This window comes from Streptomyces sp. NPDC001093, from assembly GCF_040298985.1.
Classification (GTDB): domain Bacteria; phylum Actinomycetota; class Actinomycetes; order Streptomycetales; family Streptomycetaceae; genus Streptomyces.
This window is the reverse complement of the sequence record NZ_JBEPBF010000015.1, coordinates 45,045-69,310: the sequence shown is the minus strand read 5'-3', so window position 1 is coordinate 69,310 and position 24,266 is coordinate 45,045. Positions and strand designations below refer to the sequence as shown.

The 24,266-nt window shown below is 69.9% G+C and carries 27 protein-coding genes and 1 pseudogene; 14 read left to right on the top strand and 14 right to left on the bottom strand.

The window, feature by feature from the left end; genetic code table 11:
• Positions 1-4 precede the first annotated feature (4 nt).
• Together ABT288_RS10580 and ABT288_RS10575 are read left to right on the top strand one after the other, a co-directional pair.
• The gene (locus ABT288_RS10580) at positions 5-133 is read left to right on the top strand and encodes a hypothetical protein (protein ID WP_351604847.1); all 129 of its coding nucleotides are present in this window, start codon (positions 5-7) and stop codon (positions 131-133) included.
• Positions 130-972 (top strand): site-specific integrase, encoded by an 843-nt coding sequence (locus tag ABT288_RS10575; RefSeq protein ID WP_351604845.1) that lies wholly within the window; start codon positions 130-132, stop codon positions 970-972. The genes ABT288_RS10580 and ABT288_RS10575 overlap by 4 nt, the downstream gene beginning before the upstream one ends.
• 1,026 nt (positions 973-1,998) lie before the next feature.
• Here the strand turns inward: ABT288_RS10575 and ABT288_RS10570 are convergent.
• Positions 1,999-3,051 (bottom strand): fatty acid desaturase family protein, encoded by a 1,053-nt coding sequence (locus ABT288_RS10570; RefSeq protein WP_351604842.1) that lies wholly within the window; start codon positions 3,049-3,051, stop codon positions 1,999-2,001.
• A gap of 248 nt (positions 3,052-3,299) precedes the next feature.
• Here ABT288_RS10570 and ABT288_RS10565 point away from each other — a divergent pair, with 248 nt between their 5' ends.
• From ABT288_RS10565 to ABT288_RS10550, 4 genes are all read left to right on the top strand, one after another.
• Positions 3,300-4,277, top strand: a complete 978-nt coding sequence (locus ABT288_RS10565) for a magnesium transporter CorA family protein (protein ID WP_351604839.1) — start codon at positions 3,300-3,302, stop codon at positions 4,275-4,277.
• Between the two features lie 190 nt (positions 4,278-4,467).
• Positions 4,468-5,016 carry a DUF5994 family protein gene (locus ABT288_RS10560; RefSeq protein WP_063785065.1) on the top strand — a complete coding sequence of 183 codons (549 nt, stop codon included), beginning with the start codon at positions 4,468-4,470 and terminating at the stop codon, positions 5,014-5,016.
• Between the two features lie 251 nt (positions 5,017-5,267).
• Positions 5,268-5,540 carry a hypothetical protein gene (locus tag ABT288_RS10555; RefSeq protein ID WP_055495844.1) on the top strand — a complete coding sequence of 91 codons (273 nt, stop codon included), beginning with the start codon at positions 5,268-5,270 and terminating at the stop codon, positions 5,538-5,540.
• A gap of 283 nt (positions 5,541-5,823) precedes the next feature.
• On the top strand, positions 5,824-6,309 hold the full coding sequence (locus tag ABT288_RS10550; protein ID WP_351604836.1) for a DUF5994 family protein: 486 nt from the start codon (positions 5,824-5,826) through the stop codon (positions 6,307-6,309).
• A gap of 39 nt (positions 6,310-6,348) precedes the next feature.
• Here the strand turns inward: ABT288_RS10550 and ABT288_RS10545 are convergent, their stop codons facing one another.
• From ABT288_RS10545 to ABT288_RS10535, 3 genes are all read right to left on the bottom strand, one after another.
• On the bottom strand, positions 6,349-7,617 hold the full coding sequence (locus tag ABT288_RS10545; protein ID WP_351604833.1) for an ATP-binding protein: 1,269 nt from the start codon (positions 7,615-7,617) through the stop codon (positions 6,349-6,351).
• Between the two features lie 119 nt (positions 7,618-7,736).
• On the bottom strand, positions 7,737-8,600 hold the full coding sequence (locus tag ABT288_RS10540) for a slipin family protein (protein ID WP_069777874.1): 864 nt from the start codon (positions 8,598-8,600) through the stop codon (positions 7,737-7,739).
• Between the two features lie 124 nt (positions 8,601-8,724).
• Positions 8,725-9,417: a DUF5994 family protein gene (locus ABT288_RS10535; RefSeq protein ID WP_351604831.1), complete on the bottom strand. Its 693-nt coding sequence runs from the start codon at positions 9,415-9,417 to the stop codon at positions 8,725-8,727.
• Between the two features lie 354 nt (positions 9,418-9,771).
• Between ABT288_RS10535 and ABT288_RS10530 the strand changes: the two genes are divergently transcribed.
• A complete protein-coding gene (locus tag ABT288_RS10530; RefSeq protein ID WP_351604828.1) occupies positions 9,772-10,377 on the top strand; it encodes a DUF5994 family protein in 606 nt (201 codons plus the stop codon).
• A gap of 62 nt (positions 10,378-10,439) precedes the next feature.
• Here ABT288_RS10530 and ABT288_RS10525 read toward each other — a convergent pair whose 3' ends face one another.
• From ABT288_RS10525 to ABT288_RS10495, 7 genes are all read right to left on the bottom strand, one after another.
• Positions 10,440-11,681 carry a PP2C family protein-serine/threonine phosphatase gene (locus ABT288_RS10525; protein ID WP_055707164.1) on the bottom strand — a complete coding sequence of 414 codons (1,242 nt, stop codon included), beginning with the start codon at positions 11,679-11,681 and terminating at the stop codon, positions 10,440-10,442.
• A 352-nt stretch (positions 11,682-12,033) separates the two neighbouring features.
• Positions 12,034-12,189: a DUF6131 family protein gene (locus ABT288_RS10520; protein ID WP_099054839.1), complete on the bottom strand. Its 156-nt coding sequence runs from the start codon at positions 12,187-12,189 to the stop codon at positions 12,034-12,036.
• 85 nt (positions 12,190-12,274) lie between these two features.
• The gene (locus tag ABT288_RS10515; RefSeq protein ID WP_351604825.1) at positions 12,275-12,883 is read right to left on the bottom strand and encodes an alkaline shock response membrane anchor protein AmaP; all 609 of its coding nucleotides are present in this window, start codon (positions 12,881-12,883) and stop codon (positions 12,275-12,277) included.
• A gap of 28 nt (positions 12,884-12,911) precedes the next feature.
• On the bottom strand, positions 12,912-13,538 hold the full coding sequence (locus ABT288_RS10510) for a DUF6286 domain-containing protein (RefSeq protein ID WP_234357808.1): 627 nt from the start codon (positions 13,536-13,538) through the stop codon (positions 12,912-12,914).
• 112 nt (positions 13,539-13,650) lie between these two features.
• Entirely contained in the window at positions 13,651-14,058 is a 408-nt protein-coding gene (locus ABT288_RS10505; protein ID WP_351604822.1) for an Asp23/Gls24 family envelope stress response protein, read from the bottom strand.
• Positions 14,055-14,222, bottom strand: a complete 168-nt coding sequence (locus ABT288_RS10500) for a hypothetical protein (RefSeq protein WP_030645371.1) — start codon at positions 14,220-14,222, stop codon at positions 14,055-14,057. The genes ABT288_RS10505 and ABT288_RS10500 overlap by 4 nt, the downstream gene beginning before the upstream one ends.
• 84 nt (positions 14,223-14,306) lie before the next feature.
• Positions 14,307-14,798, bottom strand: coding sequence for an Asp23/Gls24 family envelope stress response protein (locus ABT288_RS10495; RefSeq protein WP_351604819.1), 492 nt, complete (start codon positions 14,796-14,798; stop codon positions 14,307-14,309).
• Between the two features lie 153 nt (positions 14,799-14,951).
• Here ABT288_RS10495 and ABT288_RS10490 point away from each other — a divergent pair, with 153 nt between their 5' ends.
• From ABT288_RS10490 to ABT288_RS10465, 6 genes and pseudogenes are all read left to right on the top strand, one after another.
• Positions 14,952-15,527 (top strand): RNA polymerase sigma factor, encoded by a 576-nt coding sequence (locus tag ABT288_RS10490; protein WP_351214702.1) that lies wholly within the window; start codon positions 14,952-14,954, stop codon positions 15,525-15,527.
• Positions 15,518-16,189 (top strand): Asp23/Gls24 family envelope stress response protein, encoded by a 672-nt coding sequence (locus ABT288_RS10485; protein ID WP_351604817.1) that lies wholly within the window; start codon positions 15,518-15,520, stop codon positions 16,187-16,189. Before ABT288_RS10490 ends, ABT288_RS10485 begins: the two co-directional genes overlap by 10 nt.
• The gene (locus tag ABT288_RS10480) at positions 16,186-16,554 is read left to right on the top strand and encodes a hypothetical protein (RefSeq protein ID WP_351604814.1); all 369 of its coding nucleotides are present in this window, start codon (positions 16,186-16,188) and stop codon (positions 16,552-16,554) included. Before ABT288_RS10485 ends, ABT288_RS10480 begins: the two co-directional genes overlap by 4 nt.
• A gap of 273 nt (positions 16,555-16,827) precedes the next feature.
• Positions 16,828-17,710 (top strand): annotated as a pseudogene (locus ABT288_RS10475) (SDR family oxidoreductase).
• A gap of 260 nt (positions 17,711-17,970) precedes the next feature.
• Positions 17,971-19,284 carry a PP2C family protein-serine/threonine phosphatase gene (locus ABT288_RS10470; protein WP_351604811.1) on the top strand — a complete coding sequence of 438 codons (1,314 nt, stop codon included), beginning with the start codon at positions 17,971-17,973 and terminating at the stop codon, positions 19,282-19,284.
• Positions 19,285-19,526: 242 nt separating this feature from the next.
• Positions 19,527-19,874: a GAF domain-containing protein gene (locus ABT288_RS10465; protein WP_351604919.1), complete on the top strand. Its 348-nt coding sequence runs from the start codon at positions 19,527-19,529 to the stop codon at positions 19,872-19,874.
• A gap of 407 nt (positions 19,875-20,281) precedes the next feature.
• On the opposite strand, the gene ABT288_RS10460 is transcribed toward ABT288_RS10465, so the two are convergent.
• The 3 genes from ABT288_RS10460 to ABT288_RS10450 form a co-directional block, all read right to left on the bottom strand.
• Entirely contained in the window at positions 20,282-20,629 is a 348-nt protein-coding gene (locus ABT288_RS10460; RefSeq protein ID WP_330337002.1) for an ANTAR domain-containing protein, read from the bottom strand.
• A 978-nt stretch (positions 20,630-21,607) separates the two neighbouring features.
• Entirely contained in the window at positions 21,608-21,877 is a 270-nt protein-coding gene (locus tag ABT288_RS10455; RefSeq protein WP_351604808.1) for a hypothetical protein, read from the bottom strand.
• Positions 21,874-22,167: a hypothetical protein gene (locus ABT288_RS10450; RefSeq protein WP_330337001.1), complete on the bottom strand. Its 294-nt coding sequence runs from the start codon at positions 22,165-22,167 to the stop codon at positions 21,874-21,876. The genes ABT288_RS10455 and ABT288_RS10450 overlap by 4 nt, the downstream gene beginning before the upstream one ends.
• 842 nt (positions 22,168-23,009) lie before the next feature.
• Between ABT288_RS10450 and ABT288_RS10445 the strand changes: the two genes are divergently transcribed.
• Positions 23,010-24,215, top strand: coding sequence for a PP2C family protein-serine/threonine phosphatase (locus ABT288_RS10445; RefSeq protein ID WP_351604806.1), 1,206 nt, complete (start codon positions 23,010-23,012; stop codon positions 24,213-24,215).
• Positions 24,216-24,266: the final 51 nt, after the last annotated feature.

The window sequence follows — 24,266 nt, the reverse complement described above, 5'->3', positions numbered from 1 at the left end:
CGGCATGAGCCTGCCATGGGCTGCTCGTGGCCTCAAGATCCCGTACGTGGTTCGCAACGACTGGCAGAGCCGAGGCCGGGCCATGGCCGCCGCCCTGGCCTGCTACAAGAAGCTCGCGAAACTTGCCACGTGAGACAGCCTCTTACCCTGGATCGAGTTCGGGGGAGACTTGGCAAGATCCTCCTGCAGGATCTTACTGAAGAGCATGTGGAGGAATGGAGGGACTGGGCGCTGGCGCATGGTCGTGTGCGTGGCAAGAGGGCAGGTACGCCACTCGGTGTCACGAGTGTGGATATGAGCCTCGCTCGACTGAAGGAAGCTCTGGGGAGAGCTGTTACGCGGCGGTTGGTATACGTCAATGTCGCTGAACACGTCACCATCCCCCGCAGGGCACGCAAAGAGGAGCGGAAGAATAAGGAGGAGGTGCAGCCCTGGAACGTCCAGGAGGTTCAGAAGTTCATCCATGGCATCAGGGGAGAACGCCTCTACGCCGCGCTTCTGCTTTCTCTGATGGGGCTCCGCCCAGCTGAAGTCTGCGGCCTTCGCTGGGAAGATGTTGACTTGGAAAACGCAACGATCGTCATTGCCAACACGCGCACGATGATGGGCAACCGCTACGTGGTGGAGAAGGACACCAAGTCTCTTGCGGGCGAGCGGGATTTGCCGCTGCCGACTCCGGTGCTAGCCGCCCTCAAGACGTTCAGGGCTCTCCAGGCCGAGGAGAAACTCGCTCTGGGAGAGGGGTACGTGGTGTCCGGCTATGTGCTGGTGCACGAGACCGGAGAAGCTTTCACGCTCAAGCAACTTCGTCGGCGTGCGTACCGGCTTATGGAGCTTCTCGGCCTCCGTCGCGTCAGGCTCTACGACGCCCGCTCGTCGTGCTTCACCTTCCTAGCCAACAACGGCGTGCCGGACCACATCCTCGCGCGATGGGCCGGGCATACGAACGTAAAGACGACCAAGAGGTGGTAGGTCAAGCCGGATGTAGAGGACCTCCGCGGAGCCGCCACCACATGGGACGGCCTGCACGGGGGTGCGGCGGAGGGGCAAGCGTGAGCCACGCGTTCCACCAGCCGAGCGACTTGCCGAGCCGTATGGCCGGCGGACTCGGAATGCGGCTGCCGGTTGTGGACCGAAAGCCGTGACCGGGAGGGCCCATCCGGCTACGGCCAAGTCTCCTACCAGGAACGCGCCCGGAGGGTCCGCTGTCGACGCGGTCATGAGTACACGCCGGAGAACCACATACCTAGACGCTCAAGGGTTCCGGCAGTGTCCGGACATGCCGACGCGAGAGGGCTAAGGTCCGCTAGGTTCACCCCGGCGATGTGACATCTCGTGACAGATGAGAGGGTCTGACGCGTGAGTGAGACACCGTCGAACACCCTGCAATACCGCTTTGACGGGCCAGAAGAGGCTCCCGTCCTGATCTTGGGTCCCTCACTGGGTACCACATGGCACAGGTCGTAACGATCGTCCATGGGTGTCCAGCCGCTCCGGGGCGCGCACAAGATTGCAGGTCAGGTCCCTATGGTTCGCGGGTGTCCGCTCAGTTCGTGACAGCGGTGTGAGAGAGGGCGAAGCAGTGAAGCCCATCCGGGAACCATCCCCCGACGGGGCTTCTGCTCGGAGCCCTGAGACGAAGCCCCGCCGGAGCGCTCCGGCGGGGCTTCGCCGTGATCTCGACTGTGCTTGCGCGCATGACCGCGTTCGGCTCCGCACACAGTGCGCGCTCCTGCGATGCTCGCGGGACGCTGGATTTGCGATTGCGCCCATCTGGGAGGGGAGCCGTAAGACGACGCAGCCGCGCCGGGAAGCCGACGGGGCTGTTCCAGCCGCTGGGTCTCACCGGATCACTTCAGCCGGGCACCGGGACAAGGCGCTGGAGTACGGCAAGGGCGTCTGGATGCGTTACAGCTGCGGACTCATGCAAGCGGTTCGACGGGATTGCCTCCTGGTTCAGACAGGGCGGCGAGATCATCTACCGCCGGCGCCGGTGCGTCATGCTCGGGCGCTGCTGATACGGGCTCGCCGCAGTGGCGCTCCTGCTCGGTGGAGGCTGGCGAGTGCTTGCCGGTAGGAGGCGATCAGTCCGGTTTCCCGATAGTCGACTCCCAAGTCCTGGCAGTAGCGGCGGACGATGGGCCGGGCCCTGCGCAGGTGCGGGCTGGGCATGCTGGGGAACAGGTGGTGTTCGATCTGGTGGTTCAGGCCGCCCAGGGCGAGGTCGGTGAACCAACTGCCGCGTACGTTGCGTGCGGTGAGGACCTGGCGGCGCAGGAAGTCGGGGCGGTCCTTGCCGGTCAGGATCGGCATGCCCTTGTGGTTGGGGGCGAACAGACAACCGAGGTACAGGCCGAACAGGCACTGGTGGACGGCCAGGAACGCGATCGCCATGCCGGGCGGGAGGACGATGAACACTGCGGTCAGGTAGGCGGCGGTGTGCCCGTAGAGCAGCGTGCCGTCCAGGGCGCGGTTCTTCAGGGCGCGATTGCCCAGTGCTCGCGCGCTGGAGACATGAAGGTTGACCCCTTCGAGCAGGAGCAGGGGAAAGAAGAGGAACGCCTGCCGACGGCCGATGATCCTCGGCAGTCCGGTCGCGGCGCGGGCCTGGTCCTGGGACCACACCAGCAGGTCCGGGGCGATGTCGGGGTCGAGGTCCTCGTGGTTGGGGTTGGCGTGGTGGCGGGTGTGTTTGTCCTGCCACCATCCGTAGCCCATCCCGATCGCGGCCCCGGCGATGCGGCCGGCCGTTTCGCTGGGCCGGCGCCGGCGGAAGACCTGGCGGTGCGTGACGTCGTGGGCGAGCAGAGCCACCTGCCCGAACATCACGGCGAGGAACGCGGCGAGCGCCAGGGTCCACAACCCCGCGCCGATGACGACGAACGCGCTCCAGCCCCCGGCGTAGGCGACGGCCACGACGATGGACCGGACGGTGTAGTAGCCGGGGCGCCGGTTCATCAGGCCGGCCTCGGCGATCTTCTTCGACAGGCGGGCGAAATCACTGCCACCTGCGGGGGGAGGCGGGCGACGGCGCGGGGTATGCGTGGTCATGGTCTCGGAGTGTCCTTCCCGGCTGACGGGCCGCATCCGGTCGTGCGGTGTACGCCGGATGCGATGCGGCGGCCGGGTACCCACATCCCTGCCTTCGGACCGGCACCCGATGCTCGTCGGTCGGAGCTCCGGATGTCGCGGGCTTTGACGTAAGGCCCCCACGGAGGGTGGCTGCTGTCGATGAACCTGCCGCGCTGGCAATCGGGGCGAAGCGGCATGACAGGGGTATAAGACACTAGCCTCGGGCCATGGTGACGCGTACCCGGCTGTATCACGACGGCACTCTGGTCCTGGAGGGCTTTCCCGCCAGTGACGTCTCTGCGCATCTCGCTGATCCGGCGTCGGTCCTGTGGCTGGACCTGCACCGGCCCGGAGCCGCTGAACTCACCATGCTCGGTCAGGAGTTCGGCATCCACGAACTGGCTCTGGAGGATGCCGCTCACCATGGACAGCGGCCGAAACTCGACCGCTATCGCACCCACGAGTTCCTCAGCGCCTACGCCGTGACCGTCAGCCCGGACGGTGCGCAACTGACGTACAGCGAGATCGCCGTATTCCTCACCAGCCAGGCCATGATCACCGTCCGCAAGGACGACGGCCTCGACATCGAGGACGTTGTCGCCCGCTGGGACGAGAGCCCGGACCTGGCCGGCCACGGCGTCGGATTCCTGCTGCACGGTCTGCTCGACCATCTCGTGGACGGACACTTCGCCGCGGTCCAGCAGTTGGACGACAGCGTCGAGGAGCTGGAGGGTCTGCTCTTCGCGGCCGGGCGCCGTGAGATCGAAGCCGTGCAGCGCCGGGTTTTCGCACTGCGTAAGTCGCTCGTCCAGCTGCGCCGCGTCGTGCTCCCGATGCGTGAGGTGGTCAACACCCTCATGCGCCCCGGCCTGCACCTGATCAACGACCCTCTCGCCCCGTACTACCAGGACGTCTACGACCACGTGCTGCGTGCCACCGAGTGGACGGAATCACTGCGGGACCTGGTGGCCTCGGTCATGGAGACGAACCTCTCGGTCCAGGCCAACAGCATGAACCTGATCATGAAGAAGGTGACGAGCTGGGCCGCGATCATCGCCGTACCCACCGCGATCACCGGCTACTACGGCCAGAATCTTCCCTACCCCGGTTTCGGCCGGCAGTCCGGATTCATCACATCGGCAGCCGTCATCGTGGTCCTGTCCGCAGTGCTGTATCTGACGTTCAAGCGCAAGGACTGGCTCTGACCGGCCCAGTGCCGGGCGCGGGTGACCAGGCCGAAGGCAGGAAATACCTGGTCACCCCAGGCTTCTCGGGCCGGTGAGCGGAGTAGTGTGAAAGCACCGGGAGTTCTTCGCGTACCGGCTCCGCTGCGGGTGCCGTTTCCGGTGATCGACAACGCCGGGCCGCTCACGAGCCCGGGGGCAGGTTCGCACCATGTCCGTGACCATCGACCGTACGACATGGGGCAAGCGCGCGCCGTCGCTGCCGGCTCGCCTGTCCCTGACACCCGCGCCGGGCGGGCTGGACGGCACGTGGTGGCCTCGCTCCCGTGCCCTGACCCGTGAGCTGCCACCCTTGACAGCCGCCCTGGGCGATCTCTGGGGTCGCATCACGGGTATCGCGGTGAACCCGGCCCACTGGCCCGTCATCCCGTGTCGGGTGTCCATCGCCGGGCGTACAGTGCACGTGGGCTGGTCCACCGAGGAGCAGGATCCGCACAGACTGACCTTCTTCTCCGCCAATGGCCGCCGGGACGTCCTGGTGATTCCGCCGGAAACCGGTGCGGAGGCAGCCGCGCAGCTCATGGCGGGCGACGGCATCGAGGCCCCGGCACTGGAGGAAGCAGCAGACAGGATCGACGCCCGGATCAGGGAAGAAGCGTGGGAGACCGACGGCGGAGCCGGTCGGGCCGTCGTGCCTGCCCCGGCATATCGGATCGGCAGGCCCTTCGCCCGCCGTTCGACGGAGATGAGAGAACCATGACGGTCATCGCCGCGGCCGCGCTGCTCCTTCTGATCGCCGTCGGAGTCGCTCTGATCCACCGGCTCAACGGCCAGCACGCCGAACGGATCGCTGCCTTCCACTACAGCGATGTTCTGCCGGGGATCGGGCGTCGGCCCCGGAGGCACCGTCGGTCGGCGGTGGACGCGACCGTTCCGACGCGCCCCACCGCGACGGCGACCGCGGATGACATCGACTTCGGCCCGACCGTGGGCAGTAGAGGAAGGCGCGTCATGGCGATATTGCGAGACCGGAAGACGTACCGCGAGAGGATCATGCAGGCTCTGTACCAAGCCGCCGAGGGCAATCGCCTCCTGGGCGTCGATGGGGCGAAGCTCCGCACCGACCTGGGTATCCCTGAGCAGGACATGGCCGCTGCCTGTATGTACCTGGCAGGTGAAGGCTGGGTCGTCGTGGACTGGGAGAGGGGCAACACGCCCGCGATGATCACGCTGACGCATCAGGGGATCCGGCAGATGGAGACAGAAGAAGAAGGGCGTGGCTGAGCAGCCGCGTCGGTTTCTCGGACCGAAGTGAACTTCCGCAAGGATTGTTCATGTCGGATCAATCCCTTTGGCGTAACGTGGAAAGCGGGTCGGCGCACGCTCACGTGCAATGACCTGGAAGGGCGGCTCCGGCGGGTATACGCCGGAGCCGTTGCTTGTTCCGTAACCGCGCCCTGCGGCGAAGCGCTCGCGCGAGCGTCGTGCGGAGTACCGTGAGGTAGCAGGGCCGTATCGCGGTCGCATGCTCTGCGATGGCACTGCTCTCTGCGGACGGGCGGACACCATGGCTGACTCAGACACCCCCGACCTCCCCAGGCTCCTGCCGGACGCCGTCCACCGGTCGGTGAAACCAGGGACGGCCCTGCTGAGGCTGGAGACCACACACGCACGCGAGGGAATCCTGGACGGTGCCTGGTGGCCGCGGTCCCGGGACATCGGTGCCGAGCTTCCCTCGCTGATCTCCGCGTTGACCGAGCATCTCGGGCCTGTCACCCGGGTCGGTCTGGACGGCAGCGCCTGGGACGAACTGCCGACCCGGGTGATGGTCGACGACCGGGTCGTGCACATCGACTCCTTCCCGGTCGGTGACGACACCGTCCTCATCACCCGAGGCGAAGGGGACCTTTTCTCTCTGTTGCTGGTCCCTCCGGACACGTCGCCCGACGCGGCACGCGCCGCGATGGCCAGGGCCGTACGGGCCGACAACGTCACCGAGGCCAGGCAGATCCTCATTGATACGGGCGGCGGCATGCCTCCTGCGCCGGCCTGACACGTCCGTCGCAGATCGACTCCCTTATCGGCCTGGACGCTAGATGCGGGCGTACTTTTCCGTTTGCTGGGCGAAGTCCTGGGCCATGGCGGCGCTGACCGTGGGCTTGGTGTCGCGGATCGTGTCCAGGTAGTCGTCGGTGGTAGGGGTGGTCCGGGTTCCGGTGTCGAAGGTGCGCTCGAACTGGGCCTGGGAGACGGTGCGCGCCGCGTGGGCGATGTCGGCGGGGGTGAACCCCTCGCTGGCGGACGAGAGTACCGCGCTGTCGGCCCGTGCGCCCGCTCGGGCAAGGTAGCTCTCCCACAGCGCGGTCCTGGCGGTGTGGTCGGGAGGGCCGATCGGCAGCACGTAGTCGAAGCGGCCGTGCCGCAGGAACGCGGAGTCGAGCGTGGTCACGTTGTTCGTGGCGCAGACGAGCAGCCGTCCGTCCTGGCTTCGGAACCGGACGATCGCCTTGAGCAGTTCGTTGACGACGCCGACAGCGGTCGCGTCCGCGCCGCCGCGTTCGCCGGCGACCTCCTCGACCTCGTCGATGAAGACGAGGACGTGGTCGAGCCGGGCGATCTCGTCGAAGCGCCGGTTCAGCCCGGTCGCCAGGCCGTACTCGGCGGCCAGACGGGCGGGGAACAGTTCGAGGAAGGGCCATCCCAGGCGGCTGGCGATCGCGTGCGCGAACGTGCTCTTGCCGGTCCCGGGCGGGCCGAACAGCATCACCGCCCGTGGCGGTTCCACTCCGTGCTGGGCGGCCAGCTCGGGATGGGCCAGCGGCAGGACCAGGCGCCGCTCGATGAGCTGCTTCTCCCGTTGCATGCCCGCGACCTTCTGCCACAGTCCCCCTGGCGGCAGTTCCGCTCCGAGCGAGGACAGCGTGCCGGCCGACTGCGGGGTCACCGGCCCGCGCTTTTCGAAGAAGACGAGCCCGGGGCGGGCGCCGAAGTCGCAGTTGCGCAGGGCGGTGGCACCGGTCTCGCCCTCGGGAAGGACGGCGTGCACCGCGCGGACGCCGGCGGCGAAGAGCCGTTGCTCAAGGGCGGTGATCAGGGCACTCCCCAGCCCGCGCTGCCGCCAGCCGGGCGCCATGCAGATGCGCAGGATCCATGCCCGTTCGCCCTCCACCCTGCTCACCGCGGCGCCGATCAGCACGTCGTCGGCCGTGGCCACCACGGCCGGGTGGCGGGTCTGGAGGGCCGTCACGGCGTCCGAGAGCGGGAAGAGCGGCGGCTCCTCGGTCGTGCCGCTCTGCATGTCGACACGGATCACCGCTTCGAGATCGTCCTGGGTGTAGTCCCTGACCCGCCAACCCGTCATGATCAGCTCCGCGTGTTCGGCCGTACCCCCATCATCAGCCGGTGCCCGGAGGATGCGCGCGACAGGCGACGGTCACGAATCCTCCCTGGTGCCACGGATCGCTCGGGCCGTAGTCGGCTTCACGCCGCGGTGCCGGGCGCGCTGCCTGCCGGGCTGAGGGACGTGTCGGTGCGGCCGGTGCCGGCCGGTGGCGCTGCCGCGGCGGGTGCGGCGGCAGCGGTTTCCCGGGCGAGGAAGGAGCCGAGCTCGCCGATCGTGCTCATGAGGGGGGCCGGGAAGACGACGGTGGTGTTCTGGTCGACACCGATCTCCACCAGGCTCTGGAGATTGCGCAGTTGAAGCGCCAGGGGGTGGGCCATCATGGTGTCCGAGGCGTCGCCCAGCGCGGCTGCGGCCAGGGACTCGCCCTCCGCGTTGATGATCTTCGCTCGCTTCTCCCGCTCGGCCTCGGCCTGGCGGGCCATGGCGCGCTTCATGGTGTCGGGCAGCTGGATGTCCTTGAGCTCGACCAGCGTGACCTGCACACCCCAGTCGACGGTGGTGACGTCGAGGATCTGGCGGATGTCCAGGTTGATACGGTCCGTCTCCGACAGCGTCTCGTCGAGCGTGTGCCGGCCGACGACCTTCCGCAGGGTGGTCTGGGCGATCTGGTTGATCGCCGCGTTGACGTTCTCCACGGCGACGACCGACTTCACGGCGTCGACGACCCGGAAGTAGGCGACCGCCGACACGTCCACGCTCACGTTGTCCCGGGTGATGATGCCCTGGGACTGGATCGGCATGGTGACGACCCGCAGCGACACCCGGTGCAGGGCGTCGACGAACGGGATGATGAACCGCAGTCCCGGGGAGCGTGTTCCGACGAGTCGGCCGAAGCGGAACAGCACTCCCTTCTCGTACTGCTTGACGACCTTCACGGACAGGGCGAGGGCCAGGACGGCCAGAAGACCGATCACGACGATGAGAACGATCAGGGCTTGCATGTACTGCTCCTCGGGACGAGGACCACGTGGGGCGGAGACTCGCCGGTCGAGACCCCTGCATGTGCCTGCGCCGGCTCGTGAGGCAGGTCCGAAACCCGTGAAGGCACCGGTCGTGGCGGCCGTCTCACATGCCGATGACCAGGCGACTGGCGCGATCCGTCCCTGCCGGAACGGCCGCTGAGGCGGGGCCGTCCTCCTCGTGCTTCCCTGCCTCGTCGGGTTCGAGTGGCCGGTCGGCGGCGGAGATGGCGTGCCGGGTCTCGTCCGCGGCCATGAGAGCGCTTGCGGTCAGCGGTGGGCCGTCGTAGTCGGACGCGGCCGCCATCAGGCGGGCCGCCGACTTCGTCTCGGTCTCGGGTGGGATGACCAGCAGGTCCCAGCGGCCGGTGCCGTAGGAGAGCAGCAGCAGCTTGTGCGGGTCGATCTCCGGGGTGAACCATCCGACCTTGACGACATGACCGCCCACGGGGATCTCGTGCGGGATGACCGGCCAGTACTTCGGGTTGACGGCGATGCGGGTGATGCGGCCCCACAGAGGGTCCAGCACATCGGTCAGTGCGGGCAGCTCGCTCAGCAGGTCCCGGGAGCGGGGCCACCAGGCACCGTCCAGGAGGCCGCGCGACGGGCCGTCGGTCTTCAGCGCGAGACGCGCGGCCGGGGCTGCGACGGGCTCGTGGTCTGGCAGGAGTTGGTGCAAGGTCGCCGACATGATGCGGACCCGTCTCCGGGCCGCCTTGGCGGCGCCCCGGGTTTCGTCTCTCGCCGAGAACGACCCGGCGTGGAAGCCGGTGTGCGAAATGCCCTCGGTGCTGTCCACGGTACTCCGCACACGCCGGGGCGGTTGTGGAGACGCCGCCGCATTCGGTGAAGCGGCTGTCGATACCGGCGGGAAGTGGGCTGAGGGCGCCGGGGCACGTCGTACGCCGGCTACCGGACCGGTCTCACGCCCGACGGCTCGCATGCCCTGGCCGGCACTCCTTGGCTGTATTGCGCGGGAGGTTTTCCTCGTGTTCCGTTCAACCCCTCGCTCCGCATCGGTCCGCCGGGCGCGGGCGAGGAGTATCCTGGTGATTACCGAGAGCATCTCGTACACCGGCTTCCACGCCGGGTCGTTCTCGGCGATTCATGGCAACCGGGTCGGCCGTGACCGGCCCGGGGTTGGGTCCGCGTCATGACCGCGACCATTCCGTTCACACCCGCAGTCGGAGACCGGGCCCCTTCTTCGTCACCGCTCCGACTCACGCTGGCGCGGGCCGGCGCCCCTCCGGCCCTGATCGACGGTGCCTGGTGGCCCCGTTCGCGCAACCTGACGGAGGAGCTCCCGGCGCTCGTCGAATGTCTCGACCCGCTGTGGGGGCGGATCACCCGGATAGCGGTGAGCCGCACGTTGTGGCCGGTCATCCCGGGTGAAGTGCCCGCGCACGGCCACATGGTGCGCGTCGGCTGGTCCAACGCCGGGCAGGACCCGCACAAGCTGTTGCTGCTGTCCCACACCTTCGGCCGCTGGGACCTGCTGGTGATCCCACCGGAGACAGCCCCGGCCACCGCAGCCCGGCTCATGGCCACGGCCACCGACCCGTCGCGGAGCCTCACGGCGACCGGCCTGATCCATGAGGCCGAACGTTTCCGGGCCGCGGCAGAGGCAGCGGCCGACTCGGACTCGCTCCGGGAGGCGGTCTGGGACTCCGAAGGCGGACACGACGCCCCCCACTCCGCCTCACGCACTCCTGACGGACCGGTCACCCGTCACGTGCCCACCGCGGCAGCAGGAGTGTGAGAGATCGGCGGTGGGGGAAAGGCTGCGTGCCGTCGGCCTTTCCCTGGGGGTGGGAGGCCGGCTCACTCCGGGAGGGCGAGGTCGTCGGTGGCGCTCCCGCGCCATTCGATCAGCAGGAGCGTCGCATCGTCCGTCGTGATCCCGCCCCGCGCCCGTTGCAGCGTGTGGGAGAGGGAGCGCGCCACCGTCCGGATCTGTTGGGCCGTGGGCTCAAGGCGGTTCACCCACCCGATGAGCTGCTCCTCACTGAATTCCTCACCGCCGACATCGCGCTCCTCTATCAGTCCGTCGGTGAAGCACAGGATCCGGTCGCCGGGGATGAGAGCCACTTCACTGATCCGGGGCTCGTGACCGCCAAAGCCGACGGGCAGCGTCGTCGGGCCCTGCAGCCGTCGTACGACACGGTGTCCACGGATCAACAGAGGAGCGGGATGTCCGGCGTTGACCCACTGAAGCCTGCCCGTTGCCGTGTTGAGCCGCATCATCTGAGCGGTCACGAAGTGGTCGGGGCCGAACTGATCGGCGACGGCCCGGTCCATGAACGTATAGATCTCCGACAGGCCGACGCTGATGCGCCGGGCATGCCGGTAGGCTCCGATGACCACCGTGGCCATCGTGGCGGCGTCCAGTCCGTGGCCCATCGCGTCGACCATGGCCACATGCAGGACATCGCCGTTGAGGGCGTAGTCGAAGCTGTCGCCGGCCACGTCGTAGGCGGGTTCCAGCATCCCGGCCAGCTCGACCCGGGGCGTGGACATCGCCAGCGGTGGCAGCAGCGACCACTGGATCTCCGCCGCCACACTCATCGGTTCTCTGCGGCGCAGCCGGAAGAACAGATCGGTGTAACCGTGCTTGGTCACCAGCATGTCGGCCACGAGCGAGGCGAGCCTGCGCAGCAGCCGTCGCTCGTCGTCGTGGACGCGGTCCAGGGTGACGGCCAGGACGCCCACCTGGTCGCCACCGTCCAGCAGGGGCATATAGACCCGTACACCGCCGGCCTGCGGCACCTCGACGGGACGCGCCTCCTGGAAGGCACGACCGGCATCGGAGCCGTCGATCGGCTGCGGTTCCCCGGCTGCCAGCCCGTCGCCCGGCAGGGGGACGAGCCACACCTGGCCGTAGTCCTGCAGGAAGAGCGAGGTCTCGCGGCCGTCGAGCCTGCCGATCTGCCGTGCGACGAGCGGACCGAGCTGGTGCGGCGGCAGCTCGTGCCCCTGGTCCAGCAGGATTCCCAGAAACTCCTCCCCGAAGCGCTCCGACCGGGTGGAGCCTTCCGCGGGTCCTTGCCCCTCACCGCCCGTCATCGCCGTGGCCCGGGGGGGACGTTCTGGCGGATCTTCACGAAGGTGCTGTGCATACGAACTCCCGACGGAGACTCACCGGTCGACGCGGTGGGGAACTCCCGCCCGGATCGTGGGGGTCGATCCACCGACTCCCCATCGAGTCGGCCGTGCGCTCGTGCGGCGAGGACCGGCACAACGGCCACCGGGCGCGCCCCGGCCGAGCCGCGGCGGCTGGTCAGCACCGGCGGCGGCCTCAGCCGGATCGACCTCTTCGCCGTCGTCGTCCGCCGCCGCGAACATCTTGGTGGGGTCCGCGCCGTCTGCCGGCCTGCCCGCAGCATGGATCACTGCCCTGCAGGGCAACCGACCCCGCCTACCAGTAGTGGCGTCGACCGGCGACGGCGTGTCCCATCGCGCCGAGGATCCACAGGATGGCTCCCACGACCAGCAGGATGATCCCGATGGTCCACAGGATGGACAGGCCGGTGAGGAAGCCGACGACGAGCAGAATGACGCCCAGGATGATCATGATCTCTCCTTCGGGGAGTGGTGCCGGCGCGCCCGCGAACTGCTATGGGCCGCAAGGGCGTCGGCGGGAACGGCCGATCTCCTCCTCACTCCACGCGGTGTGGTCCGTGGCGGCTGACCTGTAGGCGGACCTCGGTTGGCATGTCGGTGAGGCCGGTGGACCGACGCGCGGTGCCGATCGGGCCTTCGCACAGGGCACCGAGAGTGGCGCCGGGCGTGCCCTCGGGGGTGAGGGTGAGCTTGATGCGGGTGCGGTGGCGGCCCGGTCGGCCGGTGATGACTACGGCCGCATGGCCTACCCCTGGCAGGGCACCGGCTTCGTTCGCGATCGCTTCGCTGAGTGCGTGGTCGCGCAGTTCGACGCCTTCCTGCGGGGGTGTGCCGCCGACGGGCAGTGAGCCGGGGCGGTGTCGGCTCAGCTGGGCGAGCAGCCACCACAGGGCGAGCAGGGCGGTGAGGACGAGGGCGGCGATGACCGCGGGCCACCACCACCAGCCCTGGCTGCTCCAGCGTGCCCGGTCGGCGGGGCCGAGCAGGACGTCGGCCGGGGTGGTCAGGGGCCAGCCGGCGGGTGGGGCCAGATCGTGCCGCCGGTAGAGGTCGAGCCCGGCGAAGAGGATGAGCAGTCCGCCGCCGAGGAGGACCAGTCCGGCGAGGGCCAGCAGACTGCGGTTGAGAGCCGATCGCGGCGTCATGGCGGGCTCCGGTGCTGCGGGTCTTGTGTCAGCGGGTGCGTCGCCGCGTCCGTACGGCGATGCGGGGAGGACGGGCGAGGGCAAGCCGGTCGCGCTCCTCGTCGAGGACGGCGGTGAGGTCGTCCTTCACCTGTCGGGGGTCTCGGAAGCGGACGTCCGCGCGGGCTTTGATGCGGTGGCGGCCCACCAGGACGTGCGCCGCGCCGACTCCGGGGACCCGCATGGCGGCGTCGCGCAGCAGGACGGCGGCGCTGTTGCGGTCCACGAAGGCCCGCAGTCGCGGGCAGCCGGCGGGTGAGCGCAGGGGCAGCCAGCGTCGCTGACCGGGGGTGAGGGCCAGGACGATCAGCCAGACGCCGACGGCGGCGGCCACGGCGGCCCCCGTCAGCATCCATACGTCGTCCACCGGGCGGGTCGCCAGTTCGTCGGCCAGGTGCCGTCGCCAGGCCGTGGCCGGACGTCCCGCCCGTACGGCGACGACGTCGACGAGCGTCGCGACCGCGGCCACGAGGATCACCGCGGCGACCAGCGCCGCCGTGACGCTGCGCGCCGACCACTTGCGACGGGTTCGGTGCCCTCCTTCGTGCTCACCGGCTGTGAGGTCCGAGGGGGACACGTCGCGTTCGGGAGGATCGGGCTCCTTCGTCAGCGGCACTGCGGCACGGTGCCCGGACGACGCGGAGCCGCGGCCCGGGGGATGTGGACCGGATGTCATCACGATCGCCCTTCCTGCACGGCGTGCCCGGTGACCCGGGCCGCCCGGCCGCTCACCGGACCCGCCCCCGGCTCGGGTCGGTGGCGGTCACCAGCCGCCGGACGGTGAGGAGGACCTCTCCCACTCGCAGCCCGGTCAGCTGGGCGACCCGTTCGGCGACGTCCCGCTGGATCCGCTCGCAGACACGCGGGATGTCCGTGGGGTAGGGCAGGTCCATGGTCAGATGCAGGCGCACCGATCCGGTACGGACGGCGGCGGAGGCTTGGGGTGCCGCAGGTCCGCCCCGATCGGGCGGTACCGCGGCGCGCCGCGCCTGCGCCGCGCGCGCGGCCTGCGCGGCGATACGGGCGACCACCCTGTCCGGGATGACGGTGGCGCCCCGCTCGGCCGGGGGCGGCAGCCCGGCGGCCGGCGCCGGCGGGCCCGACCCCTCACCGGGGGAACCGGGCCGGGTCTTCACCGCTGCCTCCGTGTCCGGAGGTCCAGGTCGCCCTGTACGACGAGGCCGACGATCAGCCCCGCCGCACCCAGGACCAGCACCAGCAGAAACGCCCAGAAGCCGCCGAAGTAGCCGGCGAAGCCGAGGGCCATGCCGGCCGCGAGTCCCGTCGTTGCTGTGTTCATCTCGCACTCACCCGTCTCGCGAGCGTCTCTCTCGCCGTGATCATCCGCTCGGGCCCGAGGACACGGCGGTGCTCCCGGCAGCGGTCATCTCACGCGGCCCTCGTCCAGTTCGGTCTGTTCCTCCTCGTCGTCGGGCAGGTGGACGTCGTCGACGGCGATGTTCACCTCGACGACCTCCAGGCCCGTCATCCGCTCCACGGCGCTGATGACGTTGGTGCGTACGCCGCCCGCGACGTCGACGATGGAGACGCCGTACTCGACGACGACGTCCAGGTCCACCGCGGCCTGGCGTTCCCCGACCTCGACCTTGACGCCGCGGGTGACCGCTCCGCCTCCGCCTGCGCCGGGGACGCGTTCCCGCATGGCTCCGAAGGCGCGGGCCATGCCGGCGCCCAGGTTGTAGATGCCCGGTACCTCGCGGGCGGCCATGCCCGCGATCTTGGCCACCACACCGTCCGCGATGGTGGTCCTGCCCCGTGTCTCGGCCGGAGCCCCGGCCCCGGTGCGGCCCTTGAGCGCGCTCACGCCCGCTTCGGGCCGGCTGCCCCCGCCGACGCTGGTGATGTTGTCCGTCATGGCGGTCGCCTCGATCGGTCGGCCGGACACCGGAATGGCGCCCGTCGAACGTTGGACATACCGGGCGGCACAATCCTCACGCGTCTGGCATGTGATGTGCGTCACAACTCGTATCAGGGGTACACGCTCGTTCCGAGCCTGCGTGGGAGCGTCATGATCGAACGCACTGCTTCCCCACGACTGGGGTGCGACCTGCCCGACCGCCTGCTGGCGGTACGGGCGGCCGAGGGAGACGAGGACTCCTTCGCCGTTCTCGTCCAGCGGCACAGCCGGTCCCTGCTGACCCTGGCCCGTTGCATGCTGGGCAACCCCCAGGACGCCGAGGAGGCCGTTCAGGACGCCTTCGTCAGCGCCTGGCGCCACCTGCCGGAATACCGCCACAGGGCGGAGTTCCGCACCTGGATGTACCGGATCACCGTCAACCGCTGCCAGACCATGTGCCGCCGCCGGCCGCCGCCCCTCCCCCTGGACGCCGTCGCCGAACCCGCGGCGGGCGACGCGTGGAGCCAGCCCGCCCGGACCGCCGAGCAGGACGCGGCCACGGCCGCCCTGTTCCGCGCACTCGCCGAGCTGGACGCCGGACAGCGGGTCTGCTGGATCATGCGGGAGGTGCAGGGCCTGCCCTACAAGGAGATAGCGCACGTGACGCGTACCGGCGAGCAGACGGTACGCGGCAGACTGTTCAGGGCACGCCGATCCCTGCAGGAGGCGATGGGCCCATGGCGCTAGACGACCCGCACACGCGGCCTCCCGAACCGCCCGGAGCCGACGGGCCCCGCAACGGCTGGGCCGCCGCCGACGTGCCCCCGATCGCAGGCGATGAGGTACTGCCCTGCGGCCGCCTGCTCAGCCGGGTCTGGGAACAGGCACGGGACGCACCGCCGGCCGCGGACCCGCACCCGGTGTCCTGTCCATACTGCCGAGAGGCGGTCGAGGGACTGGCCACGGTGAACGCGGCCGCCCGGACGCTGCGCGACGAGGACCCTCCGGGCCTGCACGCACTCGCCGACCGGGTCATGGACATCGTCAGGGCAGAGGTCCGGTTCGGGCGGCTGCTGCCCCTGGCCGACCCCGACCGGGACCTGCGGATCGCCGAGAGCGCCGCGGCGAAGGTGCTGAGGCGGGCCGCGGACACGGTCCCCGGTGCCAGGGCCGCGACCTGCCGGCTCGTACCCGAGGGCAACGGCACCGACGTGCGGGTGACCATGACCCTGGCCGCCGCCCTCGACCGCCCGCTGCCCGACCGGGTCCACCAGGTACGCCGATCGGTCCTCCACTCGGCCGGACAGGACCTGGGGCTCACGGTGACAGCCGTCGACATCACCGTGGCCGACGTACTGGAACCGGGACCGACCTTTGGTCCCCGCCTCCCGACGGGCGGTGGCGCATGATGACCGCCACCGGCACCACCGCGCTCCTCGGCGTCGCGGCCGAGGCAGCCCTCGCGGTTCCTGGCGTGGCCGCCCTGCAACCCCGCCTCGCCCGGCGCCTCGCGGCAGCCGCCGCGCCCACCCGGGCGGACACCACGCCGCCGGAGGCCGGCATACGCGCCGACCGGGCGCCGGACGGTTCGGGATGGCACATCGAGGTGCGCTGCGTCCTGACGGAGGATCGGCGGGCGCTGGACATCGCCCGAAACGTCCACGACCGGGTGACAGACGCCCTCATCACCCACCTCGTCACCCACGCTGCCGCGGAGCCGGTCACCGTCGCGGTCACGGTGACCGGTATTGCCGCCTGGCGCGACGCGGCATGAGCGGCGGCGCGGGCACGGGCCCCGCGAACCGTCGTTCGGCAAGCAGCAGGTCGCCGACCGTGGGAGCACGCTGCTCCCGTCCGGAAGTCCTACATGGGCGGTCGCGGCTCAAGCCTCGATGCCGCCGACGATCCAGCCCTCGTGCGCGGTGACCGGCTGTGAGTTACGGGTACGCGGGGAGGCGGCCGACCACGCGGGGAGGCGGCCGACCACGGCAGCGGGAGAGATGAGGGTCGCATGCGTACTGTCCTCGGCAGCCGCCCGCCTCCCGCCATGCGCGACGGCCCACTGCGGGGCCGGGTCGCTGTGGTCACGGGGGCGGCGCGCGGCGTCGGCGAGGCACTGGTGCGGCGCTTGTCCGCGGAGGGCATGCGGATCGCTCTGCTCGGTCGTGAGGAGGAGACGCTGTCCCAGGTGGCGGCGTCACTGGCCGTCATGACCGTCTGCATCGAGGCGGACGTGACCGATCAGGCCGCCCTCGACAGGGCTGCGCGGCAGGTCGAGGAGCGGCTCGGACCGGCCGGCGTCGTCGTGGCCAACGCCGGCATCGCCGTCGGCGGGCCCTTCACCCGCACCGAGGCCGAGCTGTGGCGACGCGTCGTCGACGTCAACCTGGTCGGGGCGGCGAACACCGCGAGGGCCTTCCTTCCCCAACTCGAGCGGACCGGAGGTTACTTCCTCCAGATCGCCTCGACCGCAGCGTTCGGCTCCGCTCCGATGATGAGCGCGTACTGCGCGTCCAAGGCAGGCGCGGAGTCCTTCGCCCTGGCGCTGCGCGGTGAGGTCGCCCCCCGAGGGGGTCGCGGTCGGCATCGCCTACCTGCACTGGACCGGCACCGACATGATCGCCGGAATGGACGAGCACCCGGTGCTGGGAGTCCTCCGCCGACACCAGCCGCCCTTCGCTCGGCGGGTCCACAGTCCCGCACAGGTGGCCGACTGGCCCGCCACCGGCATCACACACCGTGCCCGGAGCATCTACGCGCCCCCGTGGCTGCGCTGGTGCCAGCCCTTGCGGCCGGTCTTCCCGTTCGTGGTCGGCCGCATCACCCGGCGCGAACTGGGGGAGGGATCGACCGACGAGCTCGGTGCCGATGTCGACGTGCTCGGGGCGGGCGGCCGCGCCGACTGGATGTCGGTCAGGCCCGAGACCTGACCCGCGACGGGGGCCGGAGGCGTCCAGAGGGTGTCCGACAGGCCGTGCGACGTCCGCGCATGCTGCGATCGTAGAGCGAGAGCCGGCCGGACCGGCCGATCAGAACGCTCGGTAACACGCCGGAAGCAGGAGACTCGGCCCTGGGGAGACCGTAAGGACATGCCCGGGCCCCTGCCGTATACGAACGCGGTGCACGGCCCGGGGAGTGGTTTCCCAGGACGGAAGCGGCCGTAGAGCCCCCAGGCGGGTAGGTGGTCGCCATGGACGAGGATGACGCGGACGCGGCGCTGCGAGCGGCGCTCGACCAGCTGGCGTTCGCCACCCGGAGCGCGGCGGCGCTGTCGAGCACGCTGGACGCGGTCGAGGGGCTCAGGCGGGTGTGCCGCGTGCTGGTGCCGGGACTGGCCGACTGGTCCGCGGCCGATCTGATGGACGAGGACGGCGCCGTCGAGCGGGTCTGTGTCTCGCACCGTGACCCCAATGCCGCCCTGACCGGCCTGACGGGACCGTTGCCGCCGGTGCCGGAGACGGCGACAGGCCCGCTGTCCCGGGTGCTTCGCGGCGCCGGCCCGCTGCTGTTGTCGGCCGGGCGGCTGCCGACCGCGCAGGAGGCGTCCGATCCGCTGCACACGGCAACCATGCAACCGTTCGCCCGACTCGGGGGAGACTCCGTGATCGTGGCACCCCTGCGGGCACGTCGGCGAGTGCTGGGTGCGCTGACCCTGGTCCGGGGCGAGGGACACCCGCCGTGGGGCGAGGCGGACCTGGCGCTGGTCGAGGACCTGACCCACCGCATCGCGCTGGCCCTCGACAACGCCAGGCTCTACGCCGAGACCCAGGCCGTCGCCGAGCGCCTCCAGCGCTCTCTGCTGCCGGACCTGCCCGTCGTACCGGGTCTTCGCGTCACCGCCCGCTACTCCCCGGCGCTTGCCACTGCGCAGATCGGCGGTGACTGGTACGACAGCTTCGTCCTGCCGGAGAGCGGTGACACCACTTTGATCATCGGCGACGTCACCGGCCACGATCTGCATGCCGCCGTGACCATGAGCCAGATCCGGAACATGCTGCGTGGCATCGCCTGCGACCGCGGGGAGCCCCCCGGCATGATCCTGCGCCGCCTGGACGTCGCAGTCGACGCCCTTTACAGCCACCGCACCGCCACCTGCGTGTACGCACTGCTCAAGGGCCAGGAAGGAGGGCCGTACCAGCTGGAGTGGGCGAGTGCCGGACATCCACCACCCCTGCTGGTCACTGCGGACGGCGACACCACCTACCTCTGGGAAGCACACGGCCTGCTGCTGGGCGTCGACCCGCACGCCGAACGGCCCAGTGCCTGCCTGCCCCTGCCCGAGGGCAGCACCCTGCTGTTGTACACGGACGGTCTGATCGAACGGCGCGGCGAATCCATGGATCACGGCATGACCCGGCTCCGGCAGCACGCTGCCGCCCTGGTCGACCAGGACATCGACGAGCTGAGCGACGAGCTGATGAACGGACTCGTGGCAGGTGCCCACGACGACATCGCCCTGCTCGCCCTGCGACTGCCACAGTCGGACGAGGGCGTCTCGCCCTGAGGGCGAATCCCGCCGTACGCGATGATCCTGCGACCGTGACACTAGGTGTGCACGCGCCAGCAAGGAGACAACGCAAGAGCCCGGATCATGTACGGGCGGCCTGCCGAGCAGCGAGGAGGGCGAGGCGGCCACCCGTGGGCCAGGAGATCGACACTCACGTCAGCGCCCGTCCGAGTCCGTCCGGCCAGGCGTCCTGCGGACGCGGTCAACCGCATCGCCGGGCCGGATGAGCGGACCGGCGGCTGGTTTCCCCACCGCGCCCGGGCCGGCGCTCCCCGGCTTCCGGGGCTCCGCCTGTCCGGCAGCACAAGCCCGACGGCTCCGCAGGGCGCGGTCCTCGGCGCGGGGCTGCGCCGCGTACGGGAGATCACCGAGACCGCCATGGGCCATGTGCGGCTCGCCGATGTTCCCGGCACGTGATCCTGCACGTCGGCAGCCGCGCTTGCCACTGCGTCCCGCTGCTCGACGAGCGTGGTGCCTTGCTGGGAGCGATCTCGACGCATCACGCCCGGCCCATCGCCGGATTCACCCGCAGCCAGCTCGCGGCCCTGCGCGAAACCGCCGACGTGGCGGGCAGCTGGCTGGCATGACACCGACGCACCGTCATCCCGGACGCCATGGAGGATCTCCAACGCACAGCGTCCCAGGCGTACGGAGCGGCTGTTCGGCCCGCGCCGGCCTGCCGCCCGGTGCCGGTACGCGGCCTCGGCGGGCACCGGCCGCGTACATACGGCGTCTCGCTCAGCGCATGACGCAGACGAGAACGGACCGGCTACGACGTTGTCCCGAGCGGCGTTCCGGTTTGGCCCCGGCGCTTCGTAGCGTGCGTGATCAGCGACCGCCGGAAAGTCTGGCGTGCGACGTTTTGGTCAGATGGGTGCGGGGACACGTTGAGCGGAGGTCGCGTCGCGTGCGGGTTCGGAAGTGAGCTGGCATTCAACTCGTCCGCCCGCCCTGCCGTCCGGCTCAGAACGCGGGCGGCAGAGCTGTGCTGCGTTCAGATGGACCGTGCGGTGGCCAGTGCCTTGTCCAGGGAGGTGCGGATCTCGTCGGGCAGCTGTTCGCCGTGTACCCAGTCCACGATCAGTTCGCAGACCTGCCGCAGTTTCGTATTGGTGTGCTGTGAGACCTCTCGTAGCACTTGGAAGCCCTGCACGGGACGCAGGCCACCGAGGGCGATGACCACACCGATCGCTTGGTCCACCACGGTGTGGGAGACGACGGCCTCCTGCAGCTGACTGATTTCCGTCTGCAACTCGCTGATCTTGTTCAGGAGCGGTGTCCGTGGCGGAACCAAGTCCCCCTCGAGCCGCATCGGGGTGCCGTTCAGAGAGTCTTCCATCATGATCACATCCCAGACCTCGGGTTTCCCGTCCGGGCCGCCGGTGCCGTACGGAATTGCGAGGACGACAGTTCGACTATTACCCCAGGTTGCCGTTCTCGTGCATCCCGTTCCACGGCGCGCACCGGCCGGTGGAGCGGAGCTCACTCGGGGTTCCACTCGGCCATGACGGTGGGACCTGCCCGTCGGACGATCAGTACCGCTCGGATCGCGGGATGTGCCGTCCATGGTCGCGGGTGGCTGCCGGCGCGCCTGATCCGGGCGGAGGACTGTTCGACCATCAGATACCGGGGCAGGATCACGAGGCCGGGTGTCGTCCTGGCTCGGCTGACCGTCTTCAGAGTCGGTTCGAGGGTCTCCGGTGGGGGCGCGGACGGCCGTGCGTTCGGAGTGCATCAACCGCAGCCGGAAGAAGACGTCTTGATCGCGGCGTCCCAGAGCATCCCCTCCTCCCGGGGCCCTGCGCACGACCGGTCGCGGCTTCGATTGAGCGCCTGTCGCACATCGCGGCAGGCATTCGGGTGTGGGTGGGGGACTCGGGAGGGGGACCCGGAGGTGGGCCGCGTTCAGCAGCGTATCCATGGGGCTGGCTCGACTCAGGCTCCTCCGGTTCAGCCAACGAGCCGGGGGAGCCGCTGACGGGACCGCAGTGGTGGCGCCCCACGATGGCGCCCATGGCCCCGCCGTTGGTGTGGCGGGTGGTGACGGCGAGTTCCACGCACGACCCTGTGCCATCGCGACCCGGGAGGTGCCCTCGTCCCGCGGGAGCGCTGCCCGCTGCTGTGGGCACTGGCCGAGAGGCGTTCGGCACGCGGGGACGACGACAGATGCCTGCGTGGTGACGGACGGCTGGTCCCGATCTCCTCGTCGGCCACCCCTGGCGGACGACGTCTCCGGCGTCTGCGTGGCCTGGTCGTGCTGATTGTCGAGACCGCGGCGGACCGCCATGCCGGTAGGGAACGCGCGGAACGTGCGGGGCAGTCAGAACGGATGGAACAGGCGGAACGAGCCGCTCGTGCGAGCGCTCTGGAGAGTCTCGCCGAGCGGTTGACACTCGTCGCGGAGATCACCGAGGTGCTCGGTCAGACCCTGGAGGTGGACGACGCCCTCGCCCGGTTGAGCCGCGGCCTTGCTCCCCGCCTCGCCGACTGGGCCGCGGTGGACCTGCGGGTCGGATCCCGTCAGGTGCACCGAGTTGCCGTGACCGGCCCGGAGAGCCGTGAAGCCTGGCAGGAGGACTGGCGCGGTCATCTGCCCCCGGTCGGGGAGGCGACCCACTCGCCCCTGGTCCAGGTACTGAACGGAGGCGCTCCCGTCCTTGAGAAGCGGGTGGACCTGGACGCACCGCCCGACTCCCCGCTGGCCACCGTGCACAGCGCCTTCCTGGGAGCGGCCGGTGCGGCATCCGTCTTCTGCTCGCCGACCACGGCGCCGCGCTCGGCGTCGCCGAGGCTCGCGAGCGGCTGGAACTGCTGCGGGTCATCGGTATCGAGGAATTCCCCGCGGAACGGGCCCGACGGCACGGTGAAGCGGCCGGCCATGGGACCCGGCTCGGTATTCGGCGGTCATGTCGGCGGAGTGGCCGCCCCTGAACTGCGGGATTGCGGGCCGGCTGCGTTGCAGGTCCACGTCAGCCGGGACCGGTGGCCGCCAACGTACCGGCCGCGTGGTCGGCAGCGGGCGCGACGCTCGCTGAAACTCCCCACTCCGTTGAACGCCGGACCAAGTGGGGCGACAAGTAGCCCTGGCCGTTTTCAGGGCTCTGTCCGCAGTTTCGTGAATCCCCAGGTCAGCGGGAACGACGGGCACAGCGCCCACGGCGCGGTGAGGTTCTGTTCGGCAAAGAGGCGTTCCAGAGCAGCCCTGCGGCGCCCGCGTACGGCCACCTGGTCGTGTCGGTGCCCGCCAGGCGCAACAAGTCGAAGGCGACGAAGTGGGCGGGCCACTGCTCGGCGAGCCGGGCAGCGCCGGCACCGCGCCGCTGGAGGCGACCCTGGAGTCGCTCGAAGGCGAGCCTGCTGGATTTCCCGTACGACCAGCTCGCCGTCCAGGGCCGTCGCGTCGGGCAGCTGGACCGCGCCCGGAACGGACCTAGGGGAAGGAGGGTGCGAGGTTCCTGCCCCTGCGAGAGCGCAACACCAAACGCCCGGCATCCAGAGAGAGCAGCGCTCGCCAGCGATCGTTCTCCAGACTCTGGTGTGTCTCATAAGACAGGGGCCCGTCGAGCCGCTTTTGTACAGAGCAGCCGTGGCGGCCCCGTCCGCGGGCGAACGCCGGAGCGTGACTGTTCACGGATTGACGCTCACTGCGGTGATTACCAAGCTGGTGGGGGGTTGCGGAAGGGACTGCGGTCGTGAGCGGTGGACAAAGTGGGCTCACTCGATTGCTGACAGCAGCGGAGACAGCGGCGCCGGCGGACGCCGTCGACGTGATCGCGGAGGACCTGCGGCGGCGTTTCGAGGCCACTAAGGTCTCTTTCCTCATCGTGGACCTGACGGGGAAGGCGGTGGCTCGGCTGTCCACCGCTCCCACTCAAGGTGGGCGGCAGGCCGAGCGGGTTCCCCTGTTCGGCAGTGTCTACGAGGAGGTGATCCGTACCCAGCGCCTGTATCAGGACGCGACCGGCGAGGGGCAGCGGGTGATCGTGCCCGTCACCAACCGCGGGGATGCGATCGGGCTGCTGGAACTGCTCCTGCCGACCGGCCCTGGCGAGGACGTGCTCGACGCAGTCGGGGAAGCCGCCCACATCCTGGCCTACATCGTGATCGCCAACGGCCGCTTCACCGATCTCTACACCTGGGGCAAACGCTCCAAGCCGGCCACCCTGGCAGCTGAAATCCAGTACCAGCTGCTGCCCCTGTCGCTGTCGTGCGAGGCCGCACAGTTCACCCTGTGCGGGAACCTGGAGCCCTCCGAGGACCTCAGCGGCGACACCTTCGACTACACCGTGGACCGCGACACCTTGCACGTGTCGGTGACCGACCCCATGGGCCACGACATGGATTCCGCCCTGGCCGCCACGGTCCTGGTGGGCGCCCTGCGCGGTGCCCGCCGGGCGGGCACCGGCCTGGGCGAACAGGCCCACCGGGCAGACCAGGCACTGATCGAACACGGCCACGGTCATGCCACCGGGCAGCTCCTGCGCATCAATCTCCATACCGGGCGGGCCCAATTCGTCAACGCCGGTCATCCCTGGCCGCTGCGCATGCGCGACGGGGCTGTGGAGACGATCACCTGCGAGGTGGACCATCCCTTCGGGCTGTCTGAGCTGACTCCCCACCCGTACCGTGTGCAGGACCTCGACCTGCGGCCCGGTGACCGTCTGCTCATGTTCACCGACGGCATGCTCGAACGTCACGGAGAGAAGGTCGATCTGCCCGCCCTGCTGGGGTGCACCCGGAATCTGCACCCGAGGGAGACCGCGCTGGCGCTGACGTCCGCGGTCCGGGACGCCGCCGACGGCCGGCTCGAAGACGATGCCACCGCCGTCTGCCTGGACTGGCACGGCCCCCAGGAGACCCAGCGGCACGTCAGCGCCGGCGCAGACACCCGGCAAGCCTCAGCCGCACGCACGAAGGACCAGTCGTGACCTAGGTGAACGGTGCCAACGCGAATGAGACATCACGAGGTGTCTTGAGAA